This is a genomic window from Paludibacillus litoralis (genome assembly GCF_037646705.1).
Classification (GTDB): domain Bacteria; phylum Pseudomonadota; class Alphaproteobacteria; order Rhodobacterales; family Rhodobacteraceae; genus Pikeienuella; species Pikeienuella litoralis.
Window position 1 is genome coordinate 82772 of sequence record NZ_JBBHER010000009.1, and the last position, 22483, is coordinate 105254.

At 70.2% G+C, this 22483-nt stretch carries 17 protein-coding genes; 12 read left to right on the forward strand and 5 right to left on the reverse strand.

Translation table 11 applies throughout. The annotated features are described in order from the left end of the window. Positions 1-37: 37 nt before the first annotated feature. Both WG921_RS15765 and WG921_RS15770 read left to right on the forward strand, forming a co-directional pair. Entirely contained in the window at positions 38-184 is a 147-nt protein-coding gene (locus WG921_RS15765) for a DUF3096 domain-containing protein (protein ID WP_340110215.1), read from the forward strand. Positions 185-302: 118 nt separating this feature from the next. Continuing rightward, positions 303-1772, forward strand: coding sequence for a Do family serine endopeptidase (locus tag WG921_RS15770; protein WP_340110216.1), 1470 nt, complete (start codon positions 303-305; stop codon positions 1770-1772). A gap of 80 nt (positions 1773-1852) precedes the next feature. On the opposite strand, the gene WG921_RS15775 is transcribed toward WG921_RS15770, so the two are convergent. Further along, positions 1853-3247, reverse strand: a complete 1395-nt coding sequence (locus tag WG921_RS15775) for an L-serine ammonia-lyase (protein WP_340110217.1) — start codon at positions 3245-3247, stop codon at positions 1853-1855. Between the two features lie 254 nt (positions 3248-3501). On the opposite strand from WG921_RS15775, the gene WG921_RS15780 reads away from it, so the two are divergent. From WG921_RS15780 to WG921_RS15790, 3 genes are all read left to right on the forward strand, one after another. After that, positions 3502-4296, forward strand: a complete 795-nt coding sequence (locus tag WG921_RS15780) for an Npun_F0296 family exosortase-dependent surface protein (protein ID WP_340110218.1) — start codon at positions 3502-3504, stop codon at positions 4294-4296. A 482-nt stretch (positions 4297-4778) separates the two neighbouring features. After that, the gene (locus WG921_RS15785; protein WP_340110219.1) at positions 4779-5465 is read left to right on the forward strand and encodes an Npun_F0296 family exosortase-dependent surface protein; all 687 of its coding nucleotides are present in this window, start codon (positions 4779-4781) and stop codon (positions 5463-5465) included. A 1447-nt stretch (positions 5466-6912) separates the two neighbouring features. Then, complete coding sequence (locus WG921_RS15790) at positions 6913-8223, forward strand: lyase family protein (RefSeq protein ID WP_340110220.1); 1311 nt, start codon at positions 6913-6915, stop codon at positions 8221-8223. Between the two features lie 2 nt (positions 8224-8225). On the opposite strand, the gene WG921_RS15795 is transcribed toward WG921_RS15790, so the two are convergent. Both WG921_RS15795 and WG921_RS15800 read right to left on the reverse strand, forming a co-directional pair. Beyond that, positions 8226-9518 (reverse strand): dipeptidase, encoded by a 1293-nt coding sequence (locus tag WG921_RS15795; RefSeq protein ID WP_340110221.1) that lies wholly within the window; start codon positions 9516-9518, stop codon positions 8226-8228. Positions 9519-9522: 4 nt separating this feature from the next. Next, the gene (locus tag WG921_RS15800; RefSeq protein WP_340110222.1) at positions 9523-10143 is read right to left on the reverse strand and encodes a flavin reductase family protein; all 621 of its coding nucleotides are present in this window, start codon (positions 10141-10143) and stop codon (positions 9523-9525) included. A gap of 123 nt (positions 10144-10266) precedes the next feature. Here WG921_RS15800 and WG921_RS15805 point away from each other — a divergent pair, with 123 nt between their 5' ends. From WG921_RS15805 to WG921_RS15820, 4 genes are all read left to right on the forward strand, one after another. Beyond that, positions 10267-10773 carry a GNAT family N-acetyltransferase gene (locus WG921_RS15805; protein ID WP_340110223.1) on the forward strand — a complete coding sequence of 169 codons (507 nt, stop codon included), beginning with the start codon at positions 10267-10269 and terminating at the stop codon, positions 10771-10773. 257 nt (positions 10774-11030) lie between these two features. Next, positions 11031-11444 (forward strand): Ros/MucR family transcriptional regulator, encoded by a 414-nt coding sequence (locus WG921_RS15810; protein ID WP_340110224.1) that lies wholly within the window; start codon positions 11031-11033, stop codon positions 11442-11444. A 95-nt stretch (positions 11445-11539) separates the two neighbouring features. Next, on the forward strand, positions 11540-12877 hold the full coding sequence (miaB, locus tag WG921_RS15815) for a tRNA (N6-isopentenyl adenosine(37)-C2)-methylthiotransferase MiaB (RefSeq protein WP_340110225.1): 1338 nt from the start codon (positions 11540-11542) through the stop codon (positions 12875-12877). A 100-nt stretch (positions 12878-12977) separates the two neighbouring features. Then, complete coding sequence (locus tag WG921_RS15820) at positions 12978-14621, forward strand: thiamine pyrophosphate-binding protein (RefSeq protein ID WP_340110226.1); 1644 nt, start codon at positions 12978-12980, stop codon at positions 14619-14621. Here WG921_RS15820 and WG921_RS15825 read toward each other — a convergent pair. Both WG921_RS15825 and WG921_RS15830 read right to left on the reverse strand, forming a co-directional pair. Next, entirely contained in the window at positions 14575-15843 is a 1269-nt protein-coding gene (locus WG921_RS15825; protein WP_340110227.1) for a glycosyltransferase family 4 protein, read from the reverse strand. The two genes, WG921_RS15820 and WG921_RS15825, sit on opposite strands and share 47 nt — an antisense overlap. Continuing rightward, positions 15840-16367 (reverse strand): hypothetical protein, encoded by a 528-nt coding sequence (locus WG921_RS15830; protein ID WP_340110228.1) that lies wholly within the window; start codon positions 16365-16367, stop codon positions 15840-15842. Before WG921_RS15830 ends, WG921_RS15825 begins: the two co-directional genes overlap by 4 nt. A gap of 62 nt (positions 16368-16429) precedes the next feature. On the opposite strand from WG921_RS15830, the gene WG921_RS15835 reads away from it, so the two are divergent. From WG921_RS15835 to WG921_RS15845, 3 genes are all read left to right on the forward strand, one after another. After that, positions 16430-18547, forward strand: coding sequence for an HAD-IA family hydrolase (locus WG921_RS15835; RefSeq protein WP_340110272.1), 2118 nt, complete (start codon positions 16430-16432; stop codon positions 18545-18547). Between the two features lie 32 nt (positions 18548-18579). Then, positions 18580-19482 (forward strand): sulfotransferase domain-containing protein, encoded by a 903-nt coding sequence (locus tag WG921_RS15840; protein ID WP_340110229.1) that lies wholly within the window; start codon positions 18580-18582, stop codon positions 19480-19482. A gap of 100 nt (positions 19483-19582) precedes the next feature. Continuing rightward, positions 19583-22132 (forward strand): heavy metal translocating P-type ATPase, encoded by a 2550-nt coding sequence (locus WG921_RS15845; RefSeq protein WP_340110231.1) that lies wholly within the window; start codon positions 19583-19585, stop codon positions 22130-22132. Positions 22133-22483 lie beyond the last annotated feature (351 nt).

Here is a 22483-nt window from a genome sequence, read left to right on the forward strand (position 1 = left end):
GATCGAGGCGCCGGCGCCCGCAAGCCGGAGTTTCGCGATGAATGTCGTCTTCATCTACCAACCCGCCCTGTCGCTTCTGGCCGGGCTGATCATCCTGATGGTTCCGCAGGTGCTGAATTATGTCGTCGCCGGATATCTGATCCTGATCGGGATCTTCGGGCTCATTCCGCTGCTCTTCGGCTGACGCCCGGAACCTTGCGATTTCGTAAGGTCCGGGCAAATGGCGCGCAGGGAATGCGCTTCATATGTCTCAGATCGCCCGGCCGAGGCCGGGCGTCGATACAGGAGACAGGAAACACGACATGACATATCACGCTAGAACCCTCGCCCACAGCGCCGCGGCGCGGGGCGTCTGCGCGGGGCTCGCGGCGGCGACGCTGCTCTGGGCGCCGATGGCGACCGCGGAGACCGGCGGCCAGAACGTCGCCGATCTTGTCGAGAACGTCATCCCCGCCGTGGTCACGGTGCTGACGACGCAGGAGGCGCGCGGCTCCACCGTCTTCGGCGGGCAGGCGAGCCCGTTTCCGCCCGGCTCTCCGCTGGAGCGGTTTTTCCGCCATTTCGGGACGCCGCCGGGCATGCAGGGGCCGAATCGCGGCGCTCCGATGCATGCGCTCGGCTCCGGTTTCGTCATCGACGAGGACGGCTATATCGTCACCAACAACCATGTGGTGGAGAACGCCGCCAAGGTGCAGGTGCGGCTGACCGACGAGCGCGAGTTCGACGCGGAGGTCGTCGGCGTGGACGAGCAGACCGACCTCGCGCTGCTGAAGATCTCCGCGAAGGATCTGCCCTATCTCAAGCTTGGCGACAGCGACGCGATGCGCGTCGGCGACGACGTGGTCGCGGTCGGCAACCCGTTCGGGCTTGGCGGCACCGTGACGCGGGGCATCATCTCGGCCAAGGGCCGGGACATCAAGGCCGGCCCCTATGTGGACTTCATCCAGACCGACGCCGCGATCAACCACGGCAATTCGGGCGGGCCGCTGTTCAATCTCGACGGCGACGTGATCGGCGTGAACGCGGCGATCTACTCCCCCTCCGGCGGCTCGGTCGGCGTCGGCTTCGCGATCCCGTCGAATACGGTGAAATACGTCGTCGCGCAGTTGAAGGCGGATGGCGAGGTGGCGCGCGGCTGGCTCGGCGTCACCATCCAGAACGTCACGCCGGAGATCGCGCGCGCGCTCGACATGGACAAGCCGCACGGCGCGCTGGTCGCCGATGTGGCGGCGGGCAGCCCGGCGGATGGGGTTCTGGAGCCGGGCGACGTGATCATCGGCTTTGGCGGCGACGACGTCGCGGACAGCCATGCCCTGCCGGGCCTCGTCGCGGCGACGAAAGCGGGAAGCGAGACGAAGGTCGTGGTGATGCGCAATGGCCGCGAGAAGACGCTGAACGTCACCGTCGGCGCGCTGGCGGGCGAGCGGCGCGCGGCGAACGACGCGGGCGGCGCCGCGCCGGCCGACGGATCCGGCGCCGTCGATTCCGACCGGCTCGGCGCCGCGCTGGTCGCGCTCACGCCCGAGGCGCGTCAGAGGCTGGGCGTCCGGTCCGCCGAACGCGGCGCGGTGATCGCGGCGCTGGAAGAGGGCGGGCCGGCGGCCGAGGCCGGGCTGAGGGTCGGCGACGTGATCGAACGGGTCGGCGACGCCGAGATCTCCACGCCCGCGGATGTCGTCGCCGCGCTCGACAAGATCGACGCGGGCGTCGCGCTGGTGCTGGTGCGGCGCGGCGACGGCCGGGTCTTCGTCGGCGTCGACGTCGCCGCGTGATCCGCGCGGATCGGCCCCAAGGCCGACAGGACGAACCGACCGGCCGGGGCCGCCGCCCCGGCCGGTTCAGCGTTTGGAGGTCAGCATTCGGGCAGGTTCACCGCGAGCCCGCCGAGGCTCGTCTCCTTGTATTTCTCGCTCATGTCGCGCCCGGTCTGGCGCATGGTCTCGATGCAGTTGTCGAGCGGCATGAAATGCGCGCCGTCGCCCCGGAGCGCGAGCGACGCGGCGGAGACGGCCTTGATCGCGCCAAGGCCGTTGCGCTCGATGCAGGGGACCTGAACCAGCCCGCCGACCGGATCGCAGGTCATGCCGAGATGATGCTCCAGCGCGATCTCGGCCGCGTTCTCGATCTGCTCCGGCGCGCCGCCGAGCGCGGCGCAGAACCCCGCCGCCGCCATCGCCGAGGCGGAGCCCACCTCCCCCTGGCAGCCGACCTCCGCGCCCGAGATCGAGGCGCGGTGCTTGATCAGCCCGCCGATCGCCGCCGCCGTCAGCAGGAAGATCCGCTCGCCCTCCTTCGTCGCGCCGTGGCAATGATCGCGGTAGTAGCGAAGCACCGCGGGCGCGACCCCGGCGGCGCCGTTGGTCGGCGAGGTGACGACCTTGCCGCCGGCGGCGTTCTCCTCGTTCACCGCCATGGCGTAGACCGAGAGCCAGTCGTTCGCGATATGCGGCTGGGCGATGTTCAGGCCCTTCTCCTCCAGCAATTGCCGGTGGATCCGCTTCGCGCGCCGCCGCACCCGGAGCCCGCCCGGCAGCTCCCCGTCCTGGACCAGTCCGCGGTCGATGCAGGCCATCATCGCGGCGGTGATCTCTTCGAGCCCGGCGTTCAGCGCCTCCGCGCCGATCCCGGCCTCCTCGTTCCGCCGTTTCATCTCGGCGATGGAGAGGCCGGACGCCTTCGCCATTCTCAGCATGGCGGCGGCCGAATCGAACGGATAGGGCCGCGCCGGCCCTTCCTCCGCGCGAGGCGCGCCGGCGCGCAGCTCCCGCGCCGTCAGGACGAAGCCGCCGCCGACGGAATAATACGTCTCCTCCATCGCCAGATTCCCGGCCGCGTCATGGGCGAAGAGCTTCAGCCCGTTGGCGTGGCCCGGAAGCGAGGGGCCGCGGTCGAAGACGATATCGGCGCCGGGGTCGAAGCGGAGCCGGCCCAGCCCCTCGACCTCCACCGCCTTCTCCGCGCGCACCCGCGTCTCGATCAGCGCGGCGTCGTCCGGGTCCACGTCGCGCGGATTCTGGCCGGCGAGGCCGAGCAGAATCGCGCGATCGGTCCCGTGTCCCCTGCCGGTGAAGGCGAGCGAGCCGTGAAGGCTGCATGAGAGCCGCGCCGGCGCGCCCGCGCCGGGCACCCGGTCGCGCCCGCCGCGGAGCGCCTCCAGAAACCGGCCCGCCGCCGTCATCGGCCCCATCGTGTGGGAGGAGGACGGGCCGATGCCGATCTTGAAGATCTCGAATACGGACAGAAACATCTGACGCTCCGCGCAATCGGGCCGTTTCGCCCGCGCCGGCAATCTCGTTCGCGGCTTCGGTGGCGTCAACCGCATCCGAGCAACCCTCGGTTGTATATAGAAGGTTGTTTTCAAGTTTGATTTTGTTTTTTAGCGTGTTAGGGAGAATGCGCTGTTGTGGGGAGTCAGGCACGCATCGGCGTTTGTAAGTTGTTTTGTCCTGACGAAAAACCAACCCGGCATGGCGCCGGGGCTGTCTTGTGGGAGATATTCACGTGTCCAAGAGTCTCATTGCCGCGGCGGTCGCCGCGACCGCGTTTTGCGTCATGCCGTTCGCCGCGTCGGCGGTTCCGACGATCACTGTTCTCGCCAGCTCGACGCAGGGCGCGGGAAACACCGCCGACGTCTACGGCGCCGATTTCAACGGCTCGACGCCGGCGGGCGCGACCTGGGACGGAGCCGCGCCGGTGGTGACGCCGCCGCCGGGCAACGCCAACGGCAGCTACCAGTCGCCGTTCAACAACACCGGGCTTGTGGACACGCAGTCCTATTTCTCGGTCGGCGGCTCCAATGGCGGCAATGGCGGCCCGTCGCCGATGACGCTGACCTTCGATACGCTGCAGGACAACTTCACCCTCCTCTGGGGGTCGATCGACAGCTACAATTCGATCGAGTTCTTCGACGCGAACGGCGTCTCCGTCGGCGGCTCCACCGGAACCGACATCGCCAATGATCAGCTCGGTCTCGGCGGCGGCGGAATCGGCGTCGGGATCGGCCTTGGCGGCGGCATCGGGCTCGGCGGGCTCGGCGGCCTTGGCGCCGGCCTCGGCGTCAACATCGGGCTCGGCGGCGGCGACGCCGAGGGGCCGAATTTCGAGCAGGTGGCGTTGCTGGAGTATGTCTTCGGCGCCGACGAGATGTTCAAGAGCGTGACCTTCACCTCGACGAGCGCCGCGTTCGAGTTCGCGCTGCCGGCCGCGGTGCCGCTGCCGGCCGCCGCGTGGATGCTGATCAGCGCCATCGCCGGGCTCGGCTTCGTCTCGCGCCGCCGGCGCGCCGCCGCCGCCTGAGCGGGCGCAGGGAGCGCGCCCGGCGCGCTCCTCCCGGTCTGAAGAAAACGACGGCGCCCGCATTGGCGGGCGCCGTTTCGTCTGAGCGGCCCATGCGCGGGCGGGCTCAGGCCGCGGCGCGCGATCACGGCGATGCGCGGCCGCGGCGTAGTGACGCTGGAGGCCGCCGCGGCTCGGCGGGGGGCTGGGCGCGAAGGCGCGGCGGGCGCGGACTCCAGCCCCGATTTCGCCTGAATTCGAGAAAAACCGGCCGAGACGCCGCCCCGCGCGCGGAGGCGGCGGAAGGTGCAACTTAAGCGTGTAAGCCTTCAATTAAATTCAATTTTACTTCTGATTTGAGGAAGGTTAGGAACATACCCGAGTTGGAATCAGTTTGCTGTCATGGGGTGTCGGGGCTGCGACAGCGTGTTCCAGTTTGTGCTCACCCTGACGTGAAACTGATGCCAGCGTGTGACTGAGTCAGCGCTTGTGGGAGAAATGACATGACCAAGAGTTTCTTTGTTGCGGGGATCGCCGCTGCGGCGCTCTGCGCCATGCCGCTCGTCGCGTCGGCTGTTCCGACGCTCAACCTCCTCGACAGCTCCACGCAGGGCGTGGGCAACACCGCCGACATCTTCGGCGCCGATTTCGACGGCACGACGCCCCTGGGCGCGACCTGGAGCGGAGCCGCTCCGGTGGTGACGCCGCCGCCGGGCAACGCCAACGGCAGCTTCCAGTCGCCGTTCAACAACACCGGGCTCGTGGGCACGCAGTCCTATTTCTCGGTCGGCGGCTCCAATGGCGGCAATGGCGGCTCGTCGCCGATGACGCTGACCTATGATTCGCTCCAGGACAACTTCACCTTCCTCTGGGGCTCGATCGACAGCTACAACGAGATCGAGTTCTTCGACGCGAACGGCGTCTCCCTGGGCGGCTCCACGGGCTCGGGCGTCATCGCCGCGCTCAACCTCCCCGGCTCGCCGAACAACTTCGAGCAGGTGGCGTTGCTGGAGTATGTCTTCGGCGCCAACGAGATGTTCAAGAGCGTGACCTTCACCTCGTCGAGCGCCGCGTTCGAGTTCGCGCTGCCGGCCGCGGTGCCGCTCCCGGCCGCCGCGTGGATGCTGATCAGCGCCATCGCGGGGCTCGGCTTCGTCTCCTCGCGTCGCCGGCGCTCCGCCGCGGCCTGAGATCGGCGCCCGGGGCGCCGCGCGCGCCCCTTTCCGCCTGAAATCAATGACAGCGCCCGCTGATTGCGGGCGCTGCTTTTTTTTGCGCGCGCCGCGGGCGGGCGGAGCGAACTGGAGGCGCGGCGCGCTCGACTCCGCGGAGCCGCGGCGCGTTCGAACCCGTGGTCCCGGCGCCGCCGCGCATAGGGGCGCATTGGCGCGCCGGTCCAGCTCGACGGCGGGAGATTCGGATGGGGCGAGCGTCCGGGCCAACGCCTCGCGCGGGCGGCAGGCGGTGGCGAAGCGCCGGTCGCGGCGCCGGCCCGGACGATCCGCGCGCCGCCATCGCCGATCGCCCCGGCGTCAAGCCGGATCGGCGCGCGCGCCGGAGGCGGCCGCCATCGGCGGATCTCCGCCTCGCGCGCCGCCGCCGCCCCCCGCGCGGGGCCGGGCCGACCGTGGATCAGGCGATGACCGACACTGGCGGCGGCGGTTATGCGACGCGCGCGCAAGCCGGTTGAAGCCTGGTTCCGCGGCTGTTTCCGCGCAGTGGTTTACGGTGGTTCATGGCCGGGGAGACGCCGATGCGCGCCCCGCGGCCAGGGGCGAGGCGACGGCGTCATGTGAGCGAGGCGAAGGCGCGCCCGCCGATCCGGCTTGACGCCGGGGGCCTTGTCGGTGCGGGGGCCGCCGCGATGGCGATGTGGAGGAGGGCGGCTTCGCCCATCGGGTTTTCGCGGACGCGGGCGCCGTCGGCGCACCGGGAGGGGCGGATCCGGAGCCATCGCGTGCGAAGCGCGTCGAGGATGGCATGCGCGCCGGCGCCTTTCGCCAGGGGGCGGGTCGAGCATCGAGAGCGGCTCGTCCGGATCGGTTGCGATGCGGCATCGGCGTCAGGCGCCGCGCCCGGCCCCGTCATCGCCGCGTCTCGCGGCAGCGGCCCCCGGGGGGGGGAGGGAGAAGCCTTCGGCGGCGTCCGCCAGCCCGGTCGGGGCGCGCGGATGGCGACAGACGATGGACGGGATCCCTTTCCAGGCGGGCTCTGGGGCGCGCGTTCGAAGAGCTGTGCGCGCGCGGCATCGGCGTCAGGCGCCGCGCCCGGCCCCGTCATCGCCGCGTCTCGCGGCCGCGGCCCCCGGGGAGGGGAGGGAGAAGCCTTCGGCGGCGTCCGCCAGCCCGGTCGGGGCGAGCGGATGGCGACAGACGATGGACGATCCCTTTCCAGGCGGGCTCAGGGGCGTGCGTTCGAAGAGCTGTGCGCGCGCCGCATCGGCGTCAGGCGCCGCGCCTCGAAAGCGAAGGACAGAGCGGAGCGTTGCGCCTTGATCGCGCTGGCGGGATGGGGCCATGTCCGCGCGATCCCGGATCGCGGACCGGCGCGCCGGTCGCTCGGAGGCGCGGCGCGCGGGGCGGTCGACGGGGGATGGCGGGCTCTGCTATTGGGGGCGCGGGGCTGAGGAGAGGTTCGATGGCGGTCACTCCGTTCGACAGTATGGTTTGGCGCGGTCTCTACGGCGATGCGGAGATCCAGGCGCTCTTCACCGACAGCGCGGAGATTCGCGCGATGCTGCTGGTTGAAGGGGCGCTGGCGCGCGCGCAGGGCCGTCTTGGCCTGATCCCGGCCGACGCGGCCGAGGCGATCTCGCGGGCGGCGGAGCTGGTGTTGATCGACCCGGCCGAGTTGACCGCGGGCGCGGCGGCGGCGGGCGTGCCGGTTCCGGCGCTGGTCGGGGCGTTCCGGCGGGCGATGGCGGCGCCGGCGCACGCCGCCTATGTCCATCATGGCGCGACGAGCCAGGATATCGTCGACACCGGGCTCGCGCTGCGGCTTCGCCGCGCGCTCGACATCATCGGAGGCCGGCTTCGCGCGCTGACGGAGGCGCTGGAGACGAAGGCGGCGGCGGAGGCCGAAACGGCGATGGCGGCGCGCACCCGAAGCCAGATCGCGACGCCGACGACCTTTGGCGCGCGGATCGCGGTCTGGCGCGCCGGGCTGGTGCGGTGCGAGGCCCGCCTGGCGGAGCTTCGCCCGCGGCTCCTGCGGGTCTCGCTCGCGGGGGCGTCGGGCACGTTGGCGGCGATGGGGCCGAAGGGGCCCGAGGTCGCGGCGGCGCTGGCGGCGGAGCTGAAGCTCGGCCATGATCCGGTTCCCTGGCACGCCGCGCGGGACGGGGTCGCGGAGCTTGGCGGCGCGCTGACGCTGATCACCGGCGCGCTCGGCAAGATCGGGCTGGATCTCATGCTGATGACGCGCTCCGAGATCGGGGAGGCGGCGGCGGGCGCGCCGGGCGGCTCGTCCACGATGCCGCAGAAACAGAATCCGGTCGCGCCGGAGACGCTGGTCGCGCTGGCGCGGGCGAACGCCGGGATCGTCGGCCGGCTTTATGAAGCGCAGATCCATGCGGAGGAGCGCGAAGGCGCGGCCTGGGCGCTGGAATGGTTGACGCTGCCGCAGATCGTGGTCGCGGCCGGCGCCGCGCTTCGCCATGCGGCGGCGCTCGTCGCGACGCTGGAGGCCCGGCCGGGCGCGATGCGCCGGACCATGGCGGCGAGCGGCGGGCTGATGCTGGCGGAGGCGGCGACATTCGCGCTCTCGGCGTATTCGCCGCGCCCGGAGGCGGAGGCGCTGGTGAAGGCGGCCTGCGCGCGGGCGCTGGCCGAGGGCCGGCCGCTCGGCGCGGTTCTGGCGGAAGAGAGCGACGCGCCGATCGATTGGGAGACGGCGCTGGACCCGATGACCTATCTTGGCGCGGCGCCCCGGATCGCGCGGGGCGGCTGAATTCAGCTCATCGCGGCCCTGAGGACGCGGCGGCTGTTCTCGCCCGCGACCAGCGCCAGCTTCTCGGGGGGAAAGAGCGGCGCGCCGGCGCCGTCGGTCGCCGCCGCGAGCGCGGCCACGACATGGCTTATCCCGGTGGTGTCGAAGGCGGTGGTGACGGCGCCGTCGAAATCGGAGCCGAAGGCCAGGTGCTCATACGGGTCGTAGCGGCCGTAGCGGCCGTGCATCTCCTCGACGAAATCCTCCGCCGAGAGAATCGCGAGCGCGGCGGCGAAACTGTCCACGATGCGCCGCATCTTCGCCTCGAACGGCTGGTCGTCCCGCCAGCCCATCGCGCCGCGCCAGAACCCGATGCCGATGAGGCCGCCGGTCGAGGCGATCGAGCGGATGTCGGCGACCGAGAGATTGCGCGAGATCGGATGGACGGCCTTCACCCCGCAATGGGAGAGAATGACCGGGCGCGGCCCGTCATCCTGGGTGAGCGCCATGCCGCAGGCCTCGCGGATCAGGGCGGAGGAGGCGTGCGCGAGATCGAGGACGATGCGCCGGCGGAGGCAGGCGTTCACGAAGCGGCGGCCGGCGGCGGTGAGGCCGATCCGCCCGTCCGAATCCTCGTTCGAGCCGCCGAGCCCGTTGGAGAAGCGGTGCGTCGGCGCCATCATCCGGAATCCGGCGCCATGCAGCTCGGCCAGCGTGTCCTCGACCCGCTCCATGGTCGAATCGGGGCGGAGCCAGTGAACCCCCTCCAGCGCCAGCATCACGCCGACCTCGGGGCGCCCGTCGCCGCGCGGCGTCAGCTTGTCGAAATCCTCGGCGGCCCTGATCGGGATCGCGCGGAAGGGGGCCTTTCGGTCCTGGCTGGCCTCGACCATCTCGTCGAAGCGGCGCGCGATGCGGAGCGCCCGGCTCCGGCGCGTGAGGCCGCGCCGGCGGGCGGGCGAGAAGATCTCGGTCGGGAAGAGGGCGTGGCTCTGATCGAAGCCGCGGGCGTTGACGACGAGGCGCGAATCCTCCGTCCGGAACGGCAGCGGCGTCCAGGTCGGCGCGGCGAAGACCTGAAGCCCGACCCCGGCGGCCGAAAGGCGCGGCCCGTCGAGATGCCCCCCGGAGCGCGGCGCGAGCGGTTCGATCCCCCAGAGCAGCGTGTCGGCGTGTAGATCGGCGATGAAGAGCCCGGACGCCGCCTCATGGAACGGCAGATCGCGAAGATCCGTGCGGTTCGACACCCGCTCCGCGATGCGGGCGATGGCGCCCGGGAGGCCCCGCGGCAGGGATTTCGGATCGATCGGCGTCATCTGGTCAGGCGGGCCGTTTCATCGTGAAGACCTCGGTCACCGACGTATAGTCCAGATACCCCATGCGCGCGAGCGGCTGAAAACGGGTCGGGTCCACGAAGCCCTCATTGAGAATCGCGTCGCTGATATGCACGCCGACGACTTCGCCGAAGACGGTGCAGTTTTCGCCCTCGCCATCGTTCGGCAACTCGACCAGCCGCACCAGCCGGCACTCGAACGTCGCCGGCGATTCGGCGACCCGGGGCGCGGCGATCATCTCGCACGGGGCCTCGGTGACGCCGGCGGCGGCGAATTCGTCTTCGCCGGGCGCAAGATGCGCGGAGGTGGCGTTCATCGCGTCCTTCAGCGCGGTCGAGACGATATTGACCGCGAACACCTTCGTTTCGCGGATATTGGCGAGGGAATCCTTCCGCTCGCCCTTGCGGGCGCCAAGCTTGGCGCCGGTGAAGGCGACCGAGACGATCGGCGGCTCATAGGCGGCGCCGCTGAAAAAGCTGAATGGCGCGAGGTTGGGCGCGCCGTCCGAGGCGCGGGTCGAGACCCAGGCGATGGGGCGCGGGGTGATCAATGCGTTGAACGGATTGCGCGGGAGGCCATGACCCTGCGCGCCCGGTCGATAGAACATGAAATTTTCCTTGTTTTCCCGCGCTGGACGCGATCACGGCGCCCATGCTACCGCGCGATGGCATCGGCGCAAGGGGGGCGGCGCGGGCCGCGATGCGCCGCAGGCGGTGGAGCGCGTTGCGTCATGTACGTCTTGAGTGAGGAACAGGCCGCCGATTCTGACGAAGTCGAATGGCTTTACGATCTCGCGTTCGCGCCCGGCCGGCGGGCGCTCTCCTCCTATCAGCTTCGCGAAGGGGTGGCGCCGGTCAGGGACCTCTCCATGGTGGCGCGCGACGGGTTCGGCGCGCTGGGCGGGGCGATCCGCTACTGGCCGGTGCGGATCGGCGAGAGCGGGGCGCCGGCGCTGCTGCTCGGGCCGGTGGCGGTGCATCCGACGCGGCAGGGCGAGGGGCTGGGCGCGCTCCTTCTCGGCGAGACGCTGGCCCGCGCCCACGAGGCCGGCTGGACGCGGGTCGTGCTGGTCGGGGACGAGCCGTATTACCGCCGTTTCGGTTTCAGCCGCGAGGCCGCGCGCCGGCTTTCCTTCCCGCCGCCGACCAACCCGGAACGGCTGCTCGCGCGGGCGCTGGAACAAGATGCGTTCGACGGCGTTGAAGGAGAGATTGGCCGCTGGACCGAGAGGCGCTGAAGGCCCTCCGAATGGATGAGTCCTTGAATTCGTCGATACGCAATATCTTCAATGCATGTTTCCCGGTATCTGGTGAAATTTTCATTGGCCGGGCAAGTAAAAGGGGCTTGCAATCGTCGCTGAGTCTTTTAGAAAGGCGGCGACAAGAAAGTGACGTATCAGATACACAAGGCTGCATCATGATACCAGTTTCGCGCGAAATCACCGCGGCTGTAGCCAGTCGCGCCAGATCCATAATGCAAGTAGGAGACTGAAACGTGACTGATGATCAACTCGATAGGTCGGAGCTTCTGGCGCTCACCTCCGAGATCGTGTCGTCGCATGTATCCAACAATGCGGTGAACCAGAGCGATCTGACTACCATGATCGAATCGGTGTTCCAGACGCTCGCCGGCCTCGCCAATCCAGTAGAGGAGGTGGTTGAGGAGTTGAAACCGGCGGTCCCGATCAAGAAGTCCATCACTGATGAGCATATTATTTGCCTCGAAGATGGCAAGAAGCTGAAAATGCTGAAGCGCCACTTGAAGACGGCCTATGACATGACGCCCGACGACTATCGGGCCCGGTGGGGCCTGCCGGCGGATTACCCGATGGTTGCGCCGGCTTACGCCCGCAAACGTCAGGAGCTGGCCAAGAAGATCGGCCTCGGCCGCAAGAAGAAGGCCGCCTGAGCCGCGCGCCCGTTGCGGGCGCGGCTCATGACGCGTAGAACGCGGCGCGCCCCGGATCGAGCCTGGGCGCGCCGTCATCTATTGGAGGGCCGTTCATGACCGCGCCGAAGAAGCTCTTCATCAAGACCTATGGCTGCCAGATGAACGTCTATGACAGCGAGCGCATGGCCGAAGCCATGGGCGGCGCCGGCTATATAGAGACGGACAGGCCTGACGACGCCGACATGATCATTCTCAACACCTGCCATATCCGCGAGAAGGCGGCGGAGAAGGTCTATTCGGAGTTGGGCAGGATCAAGAAGCTGACGGCCGCGAGACGCGCCGCCGGCGCGCGGCCGCTGATCGGGGTCGCGGGCTGCGTCGCGCAGGCGGAGGGCGAGGAGATCGTCCGGCGCCAGCCCTTCGTCGATATCGTCGTCGGCCCGCAGGCGTTCCACCGGCTGCCGGAAATGGCGGCGCGCGCGGCGGCGGGCGGCGGCGCCGTGATCGACACCGATTTTCCCGAAGACGACAAGTTCGCGACGCCGCGGCCGAAGGCGCGGCGCGCGCCGGCGGCGTTCCTGACGGTGCAGGAGGGATGCGACAAGTTCTGCGCCTTCTGCGTCGTGCCCTATACGCGGGGCGCGGAAATCTCGCGCCCGGCGGCGCGGGTTCTGGCGGAGGCCCGGGATCTCGTGGAGCGCGGGGTGGTCGAGATCACCCTGCTCGGCCAGAACGTCAACGCCTGGCGGGGCGAGGCGACAGGCGGCCGCTGGGGGCTCGGCCGGCTGATCCGGGAGCTCGCGGAGATCGACGGGCTCGCGCGCATTCGCTACACCACGTCCCACCCGAACGACATGGACGACGACCTGATCGCCGCGCATGGCGAGGTGGCGGCGTTGATGCCCTATCTTCATCTTCCGGTGCAGTCCGGCTCCGACCGGGTGCTGAAGGCGATGAACCGCCGGCATGGCGCGGAGGCCTATATCCGGCTGATCGAGCGGATCCGCGCGGCGCGCCCCGACATCGCGCTTTCGGGCGATTTCATCGTCGGTTTCCCCGAGGAGACCGAGGCCGAATTCGAGGAGACCATGGCGCTGGTCCGGGAGGTCGGCTACGCGCAGGCCTATTCCTTCAAGTATTCGCCGCGCCCGGGCACGCCCGCGGCGAGCCTCCCGCTTGTTCCGGACGCTGTGGCGGCGGAGCGGTTGCAGCGGCTTCAGGCGCTTCTGGCCGAGCAGCAGGCGGCGTTCCAGGCCTCGATGGTGGGGCGGAGGCTGCCGGTGCTGATCGAGAAGCCGGGCCGGCGGGAGGGGCAGATGGTCGGCCGCTCGCCCTATCTCCAGGCGGTTCACATGGAGGCCGCGCCCGAATTGGCGGGGCGGATCGTCGCGGCGGATATTCTCTCCAGCGGCCCGAATTCGCTTTCCGGCCAGCTGGCGAAGGCGGCCTGACAGGCGTCGAGACATTAGAGAAGTCGGAGAACGCGGCGGCGGCGGTTGCCAAAGCCCCGCCGCTCCGGTCATCTCGCGAAAACCGGGAAAGGGACGGAAGATGAAGACGGGCGGCGAAATCCTGATCGAATGCCTTGAAGCCGAAGGCGTGGAGCGCGCGTTCTGCGTGCCGGGCGAGAGCTATCTCGCGGTGCTGGACGCGCTTCACGATTCGAAGATCGACGTCATCAACGCGCGCCAGGAGGGCGGCGCGGCGATGATGGCCGAGGCCGACGGCAAGATGACCGGGCGCCCCGGCGTCGCCTTCGTCACCCGCGGGCCGGGCGCGACCAACGCCGCCTCCGGGGTTCACGTCGCCAAGCAGGATTCGACGCCGATGGTGCTGTTCGTCGGCCAGATCGGCCGGCGGATGAAGGGGCGCGAGGCGTTTCAGGAGGTGGATTTCCGCCAGACCTTCGGCGATCTCGCGAAATGGGTCGAGGAGATCGACCACGCCGACCGGATTCCGGAGGTCGTCTCCCACGCCTGGCGGGTCGCGATGAACGGCCGGCCCGGCCCGGTGGTGCTGTCGCTGCCCGAAGACATGCTGACGGAGACGGCGGACGCGCCGCGCCCGGCGCCGAGGGCGGAGCCGGTGGACCCGGCGCCGACGCCGCGGAACGTCTCGGATTTCGGCGCTCTGTTCGCGGCGGCGGAGCGCCCGGTGCTTGTGCTTGGCGGCTCACGCTGGGATGCGGCGGCGGTGGCGGCGGCGCAGCGGTTCGCGGAGCGGCACGACCTGCCGGCGACGGTCACCTTCCGCCGGCAGGGGCTCTTCGATCATGAGCATCCGAACTACGCCGGCGAGCTTGGCATCGGCCCGAACCCGAAGCTTCGCGAGCTTGTGGAGGGGAGCGACCTTCTGATCCTGATCGGCGGGCGGCTGTCGGAGATGCCGTCGCAGGGGTTCTCGCTGCTCTCGATTCCGACGCCGCAGATGAAGCTGGTCCATGTGCATCCCGGGCCGGAGGAGCTTGGCCGGATCTACGCGCCGACGCTGGCGATCAACGCGGCGCCGGGCGCATTTTTCGATTCGGTCGCGGAGCTGCCGGCGCGGGCCGGGGCCGGGGCGGGCGCCGCCGCCCACGCCGCCTATAACGACTGGTCCGGCCAGCCGCCGGCGACGCCGGGCGACGCCGAGATGGGGCCGATCATGTCCCATCTGCGCGCGGTCGCGCCGGATGCGATCCTGACCAACGGCGCGGGCAATTACGCCACCTGGACGCATCGCTTCTGGCGCTTCCGGCGATTCGGCCAGCAGCTCGCGCCGGTCTGCGGCTCGATGGGGTACGGCCTGCCGGCGGCGGTGGCGGCGAAACGGCGACACCCGGAGGCGGAGGTGATCTGCTTCGCGGGGGACGGCTGCTTCCAGATGACGATGCAGGAGTTCGGGACGCTGGCGCAATACGACCTGCCGGCGATCGTGCTGGTGGTCGACAATTCGATCTACGGCACGATCCGGATGCACCAGGAGCGCGACTACCCGGAGCGGATCTCGGGCACGACGCTGATGAACCCCGATTTCGCCGCCATCGCCCGCGCCTATGGCGGGCACGGCGAGACGGTGGTGAAGACGGAGGAGTTCGAGGGCGCGTTCGCGCGCGCGCGCGCCTCCGGAAAGCCCGCGCTGATCCATATCCACACCTCGCCGGAGGCGATCACTCCGACGATGACGATCGCGGGGCTGAGGGCGCGGAAGCGGTGATCTCGCCGAGAATGCGCATGACTTCGGCCGCCTGATGGTCATAGCTTTGGATCTCGGCCGCGATCTTTTCGCGGCCGGCGTCCGACGGCGTGGGCGGGCCTTCGGCGACGAGCCGCTTCATCGCGCGCCGGAGGCTTGAGGCGGAGCCGAATCCCTTCAGGATCGTGGCGGTGTCCCCGTCGATCAGGGGCTCGATCGGGGCGCCGCAATCGGTGGCGATCACATGGACGCCCCGGAGCGCGGCCTCGCGGCTGGTGAGGCCGAAGGTCTCCTTCCAGGTCGAGAGGAAGAGCAGCACGTCGATCCCGGCGAAGAAATCGTCGACCGTGGCCATGGTGTAGCCCGGAACGACGGTGACATGGCGCTCCAGCGGCCCGAATCGGTATTCGCTCCACCAACTGGCGCCGAGATGGGTGGCGGCGTCGACGACGACCAGCTCCGCCGCTTCGGGATCGAGGGTGCGGAAGGCCCGCTCGATCATCGCCCAGCCCTTCAGCGGACCGGGCCCGCCGATATAGCCGAAACGGAGCCGCTTCGACGTCCTGGCGGCGCGTTTCGCGGCGTAATCCGGCCCCGGCGGGGTGACGCCGTTGGCGAGAACGAAGCCGCGCTCCGCCGGCGCGCCGTTCCGCTCATGCTGGAGGCGGGCATAGCGGCTCGGATAGGTGATGACGGCGGGCTTTCGAAGCGTGGCGAGGGACTTGTCCCAGCGGGCCTGAAGCCCGGACGAATCATAGACGCAGCGCCCGCAGATCTTGAGGTCGATCTCCTCCTGGCGGCAGTAGACGCCGAGGTGGTTGAGCATGAATATCTTCTCGCAGATCCACCAGTAGTCATGGGTGGAGAGCAGGATCGGAACCCCCTCCGCCTCCAGCGCGTCGATCACCCCGGCGCCGAGCCCCTGGATGCAATGCGCATGCGCGGCGTCGGGCGCGATCTCGGCGATCAGCGCGCGCGCGGCGCGGGTCATGGCGGGGTTGTCGAACTCCTGATCGGGGGTGCGGTCGCCGCCGAAATTCAGCGTGTAATGGTCGACCCCGCCGGGCAGGCGGGTGCGGATCAGAGTGGGCTCCGCGACGTCGCCGAATCCGGAAAAGGAGAGGACGCTGACCCGCCATTCGCCGGAGGCGGCGACGCGGCGCGCGACCTCCTCCGCGACGATGGTGGCGCCGCCGAAGGAGCGGGGCGCGAAAAAGAGATTGACGACAAGAAGATGTTTCACGCTGCGCCGATCTCCTCCGCCGCGCCGATCTCTCCCGCCGCGAGCAGGCGCAGCTCGGCGCGGAGCGGCTCGGGAAAGCCCGCCTCCTCGATCAGCCGGTCGCGAAGGGCGCGCAGGCGCTCCGGCGCGCTCGCCCGTTGGGGCAGGCCGAGGCGCGCGGCCTCCAGGCTGAGCCAGGGCAGGCGCGCATCGTCCTCGAGGCCGATGAAGACGACCGCCGACGCGTGCTGAAGCGCGGCGATCGCGGCCTGCGCGTCTTCGAGCGGCGCGCGAAGTTCGAGCGGAGACCCCGCGCCCGGGGGCGCGCGCAGGAGGTTTTGCAACGCCGCGGACTCCCAGCTTTCGAAAAGCACCCGCATGCCGATCGGGTCCGGAACCTTTTTCCCCTTGCCCGCGCGGCGGCGCGCCGCCTCGCGCCGCAGGATGCCGGGGATATCCTGCGGGCGGGAGAGAATCTTGCGCGTGAAGTAGACGATATCGTCCACCTTCGGCGGCTTTCGGATGAGGTCGACAACGAATGACACGATATGCGAAGTAGCCGCGATACGAGGGCCGCGCAAGCGGGCGAACGGAGCGGCGGGTGTTCATGATCGCTGACATGATCGGTGGCGCCTACGCCTTCTGGGAGGCGCGCGGGCTCGCCTTCGAGGCGCGGCGCCGGGGGGAGCGGCGCGCGGCCGGCGCCGCCGCGGACCCGGATGCGGCGGGCGCGCTCGCGGAGATCGCCGGGCGGGTCGGCGATGCGCGAATCGTGAGCTTCGATCTCTTCGACACGCTTTTGCTCAGGCGCGGGCTGGCGCTGGAGGGGATCCAGCGAAAGACCGCCGGCTACGCGCGCCTGATCGCGGGGCGCCGGGCGGGGGAGGCGATCTTCGCCGCGCGCCATTACCTCTCCGGCCGGATCAAGGCGCGGATGATCGCGGCCGGCGCGGGCGACGAGCCGCCGCTGGAGGTGATCTTCCGCGAGGCGCTGATCGGCGCGGGGCTTTCCGGCGCGGCCGCCGCCTCCGCCGCCGCGAGCCTCGTCGCGTTCGAGACCGAGGTGGAGGCGCGGGGGATCCGGCCGGCGCCGGGAGCGGCGGCGCTCCTCTCCGGGCTCCGCGCGCGCGGGCTGGTCGTGATCGCGGTGACGGACATGTATCTCCGGGGCCCGGAGGTCGACGCGATTCTCCGCCGGGCGGGGCTCCGGGACGGGTTCGACGAGGTTTTCGTCTCGGCCGATCTCGGCTGGACCAAGCGCGGCGGAAAGATCTTCAACGCCGTCGCGGGCAGGCTGGGCGCGGCGCCGGAGGACATTCTCCATATCGGCGACCGGCTGGACAGCGACGTCGTTCCGGCCCGGGACGCCGGTTGGCGGGCGATCCATTTCATGGACCGGGCCGGGGTCGCGGAAACCGAGGCGGCGAACATCCGCGAGAGCTACGCGCCGACGCCGACGCTCCGCCGCCGCGGCGTCGCCGCCGCGCTGGACATGGCCGATGAGCGCGCGCTCGGCTCGCCGGAGCGGATCGTCGATCAGCTGATCGGGCCGGCGGCCGGGATTCTGGCGCTCCGGGCGCTGGGGCTGGCGCGGCGGACCGGGGCGGCGCGGCTCTATCATCTGACGCGGGACGGCACGGTGATCGGCGAGATCGCCGAAGCCGCGCGGGGGCTCCGCCCGCATCTCGCGCCGGAGGGGCTGGAGATCCGGGAGCTGGCGATCAGCCGCGCGCTCGGCGCCCGGCTCCAGGTGCGGGACGCGCGCGATCTCTGGAAACTGGCGAACCTCGCGCCCTATATCGCCGGCGCGCCGTTCTCGGCGGAGACGCTCCGGCGGGCGTTCGATCTGCCGGAAGACGCGCTGGTCGGCGGCGCGCGGCGCGCGGAGGGCGAGGCGCTGCGGCGCGCGCTCGACGATCCGGCGGTCGCGGCGCCGCTGCTCCGGGCGCTGGACGCCGGACGCGAGGCGGTGGAGGCCTATCTCGAAGGGGCGGGGCTTCTGGAGCCGGCGCCCTCGGTCGCGGTCGATATCGGGTATTCCGGCACGTTCGCGGCGCAGCTTTCCGATCTCTTTTTCGCGCGGCCGGCGCCGGGGCGGCGGGTCGATTTCCTGTTTCTGATGACGAGCCGCTATTTCAACGGCAATCTCAGGCGCGTGCATCCGCAGATCCGGATCCACCCCGGGGTCGCGCTCGATCATCGCCGCCGTTCGGCGCGGTGGGCGACGTGGAATTTCGCCTGGGTCGAGCCGTTCCTCGTCGATCCGGAGCGCGGGCGGCTCGTCAGCCTCGGGCCGGACGGGCCGGTTTTCGCGGAGAGCCCCTACGGCGCCGGGGCGCGCGCGGAGCTCGGGCGGCTCCGCGCCGCGATTCGGGAGCGGGCGCTCCGGCTCGTCGATGATTTTCATGCGGCGCCGGGGGATCTCGACGAGGCGGCGGCGGTTCTTCAGCGCCGCTTCGAGCGGTTCGCGGGGCGCCCCGCCTTCAGCGAGGCCCGGGCGGTGCGCGGGCTCGCGCATCAGACCGGCCAGGTGGAGCTGGCGCTTCGCGCGCCGACGCGGCGGGTGAACCCGCTGCGGCTCATGGCGGAGCTCCAGTCGATGAAGAAGACCGATATCTGGGCGCAGGGCAGCCTCAAGCTGTCCGGGCTCGGGCTCGTCAACCGGATCATGGCCGACGCGCCGACGGCGGACTCCCGCGCCGACACGCGCGCGGCTCAGGATTGAAGCGCACGCGGGCGCATGCATAAAGAGATCCCATGAAGAAGCTATTCCTTTGCGTCGGCGCGGCGAAGTCCGGGACAACCTGGCTCTACCAGAACATCCGCGCGAATCCCGGGCTCTGGTTCACGCCGGAGAAGGAGCTGCATTACCATTTCTCGATCCATGGCCGGTTCGACCGGCTGACCCCGGAGATCCGCGAGGGCAAGCTGGAGCGGTATCGGAAATGGATGGCGGAGCCGGGGCGGAAGGCCTCCCGCATGGAGGAGCGGCTGGAGTGGTATCGCCGGTTCGCGGCCGGGCCGGTGGACGACGCATGGTATCGCAGCCTGTTCGACGGCATGCCGGAGGACGCATGGGCCTGTGATTTCAGCCCCTCGACCGCGCTGCTGCCGGACGCGGGATGGGCGAGCGTCGCCGCCTTCGCGCCCGAGATCAGGATCGTCTATATCCTGCGCGAGCCGGAGGAGCGGCTCTGGTCGCATGCGAAATTCCACGCCGCCTTCATCAACCAGCTCGACGCGTTCAAGGCGATGAAGCCGGCGGAGATGCAGCGCTTCATCAACCGGTTCAGCCTGACCGAGGATGGCGATTACGGCGACCATCTTCGGCGCATTCTGGCCCATATCCCGCGTGAGAACGTGCTGCTGCTGGAATATGCGGAAATATCCAAGGCGCCGGTGAACGCGCTCCGCCGGGTCGAGGCGCATCTCGGTCTCGGGCCGACGCCGGAGCGGGACGGCAAGCTGGAGGAGCGGATCAACGTCTCGGAAAAGATGCCGAAGCCGCGGGGGTTCGGCAGGAGCCACCGGGCGCGGTTCCGCCGGGAGATGAAGCTTCTGGTCGAGCAGGGCGTCGAGTTTGCGCGGCCTTGGGCGGAGCTCCACTCCCCCGGCCCGGCGCGGTGGCGCCGGCTTCTGGCGGAGGCGCTGGAGCGCTGAAGATCGGGCCGGAAGATCGAGACCGGAAAGTTTTTCCGGCCTGTTGACCTTCCATCTGCTGGAGACCCTATCTGATGAGGGAATCAGATCGGGAGCATCCATGTCGACTCGGCCAAATCTCCGACTGCCCCTCCGGAACATGTCGTGCGCGTCCTGCGTCGGCAGGGTGGAGCGCGCGCTCGCTTCCTTGCCCGGGATCGGCGATGTCCGGGTCAACCTCGCCAGCGAAACCGCGGAGATGCGGATCGACGCGCCGGGGCGCGCCGCCGACGTGATCGCCGCGCTGGACCGCGCCGGCTATCCCGCGCGGGTCGAGACGGTTCGGCTGAACGTGGCGTCGATGACCTGCGCGTCCTGCGTCGGGCGGGTGGAGAAGGCGCTGGCGGCGGCGCCCGGCGTGCTGGATGTCGCCGTCAACCTCGCTTCGGAAACCGCAACCGTGACCTACGCCGAAGGGGCGGCGGCGGTGGCCGATCTGTTGAAGGCGGCTGAGGAGGCCGGCTATCCGGCGACGCCCGTCGACGCGGCGGCCCGGGAAGACCCGGCCGCGCGCAAGAGCGGGGAGGCCCGCGCGCTGGCCCGCAAGACCCTGTTCGCCGCCGCGCTGGCGCTGCCGGTCTTCCTGTTGGAGATGGGCGCGCATATGGCGCCGGGGATGCATGATCTGATCGGCCGGACCATCGGGCATCAGGCCAGTTGGCTGATCCAGTTCGCGCTGACCTCCGCGGTTCTGGCCGGGCCCGGCCGGGGCTTCTACGCGAAGGGGTTTCCGGCGCTGTTCCGGGGCGCGCCCGACATGAACAGCCTTGTCGCGGTCGGCACGTCGGCCGCCTATCTCTATTCCGTCGTGGCGTTGTTCGCGCCGACGCTGCTGCCCGAGGCCTCGCGCGCGGTCTATTTCGAGGCTGCGGCGGTGATCGTCGTGCTGATCCTCGTCGGCCGCTGGATGGAGGCCCGCGCCAAGGGCCGCACCGGCGCGGCGATCCAGAAACTGCTGGGGCTTCAGGCGCGCACCGCCCGCGTGCTGGTGGACGGCGCGCCGCAGGATCTTCCGATCGAGCGCATCCGCGCGGGCGACATCCTCGTCGTTCGGCCGGGCGAGCGCATCGCGGTCGATGGCGAGGTGACGACGGGGAGCGCCCATGTCGACGAGAGCATGATCACCGGCGAGCCGCTCCCCGTCGCCAAATCCGAAGGCGACCCCGTGACCGGCGGCACGGTCAATGGCGCGGGCGGCTTCCAGTTCCGCGCGACCCGGGTGGGCGCGGACACCACGCTGGCGCAGATCATCCGGATGGTCGAAGACGCGCAGGGCGCCAAGCTGCCCATTCAGGGGCTGGTCGACCGGATCACGCTCTGGTTCGTGCCGGCGGTGATGGCGGCGGCGGCGCTGACCGTGCTGCTCTGGCTGGCGCTCGGGCCGTCGCCCGCGCTGCCCTTCGCGCTGGTGGCGGGGGTGTCGGTGCTGATCATCGCGTGCCCCTGCGCCATGGGATTGGCGACGCCGACCTCGATCATGGTGGGCACGGGCCGCGCCGCGGAGATGGGGGTGCTGTTCCGCAAGGGCGACGCGCTGCAACAGCTCTCGCGCGTCGAGGTGGTGGCGCTCGACAAGACCGGCACCGTGACCGAGGGGCGCCCGGAACTGACGGACCTCGTGCTGGCCGACGGCTTCGAGCGGGCCGAGGTTCTGGCGCTGGCGGCGGCGGTCGAGGCGCGGTCGGAACATCCCATCGCCGACGCCATCCTGCGCGCCGCCCGCGCCGAGGGCGCCGAGACGCATCCGGTCGACGGCTTCGAGTCGATCACCGGCTACGGGGTGCGGGCGCGGGTCGCGGGGCGCGAGGTTCTGGTGGGGGCCGAGCGCCTGATGGTCCGCGAAGGCGTGGCCACGGACCCGCTCTCCAGGGCCGAAGCCGATCTCGCGAGCCGGGGCCGCACCGCGCTTTTCGCGGCGATCGACGGGCGCCTGGCGGCGGTGATCGGGGTCGCCGATCCGGTCAAGCCCGCCAGCGCCGCCGCCATCCGGGCGCTGCGCGATCTTGGGCTGCATGTCGCCATGATCACCGGCGACAAGCGCGAGACGGCGCTCGCCATCGCGGCCGAGACCGGCGTCGACCATGTCATCGCCGGCGTCCTGCCCGACGGCAAGGTGGCGGCGCTGGACGCGCTTCGCGAACACGGCCGGATGGTGGCCTTCGTGGGCGACGGGATCAACGACGCGCCCGCGCTCGCCCATGCGGATGTCGGGATCGCCATCGGCACGGGAACCGACGTCGCGATCGAATCCGCCGATGTGGTGCTGATGTCGGGTGACCTGCGCGGCGTGGTGAACGCCTATCAGGTGTCGCGCCGCACCTTGCGCAACATCCGGCAGAACCTGTTCTGGGCGTTCGGCTACAATGTCGCGCTGATCCCGGTGGCGGCGGGCGCGCTCTATCCGGCGTTCGGTCTGCTGCTGTCGCCGGTTCTGGCCGCCGGCGCGATGGCGCTCTCCTCGATCTTCGTGCTGACCAACGCGTTGCGGCTTCGCGGCGTCCGGCCGGCCATGGATGAGGCGCCGCATGGCGGCGCGCCGGCGCCCGCGCCGGCGCCGAGGGCGAGCGGAGCGCGGAAGGCCGCCCTGGCCGGATCGCGCGCGCAGGGCTGAAGCCCGCTGGACGGTGAAGCGCCGCCGCCGGGCATGGGGCGGGTGAAACGGGCCCATACAGCCCAGAAATGCGCATGATACGCTGACGGATTGTGCTACCATCCGGCGCACGAGCCGCGTTTTCGGCGGCGATCCGAAACTGACATAACGGTTGACTTTTCCTGACCGAATCGCGGAGGCTCGAAATCCGGAGCGAAGCAAGGAGCAACGCAAAGCGTAGTTCGTATCGTCAGAACTTGGCCGGAATTCCAACAATCAAGAAAAACGCCACATCGATTGCGACGTGATCGATGGCGGGGAGGAACATCAGAATGAAGCGCCTAGATCATGCAGTGAACCGACGTGCTTTCA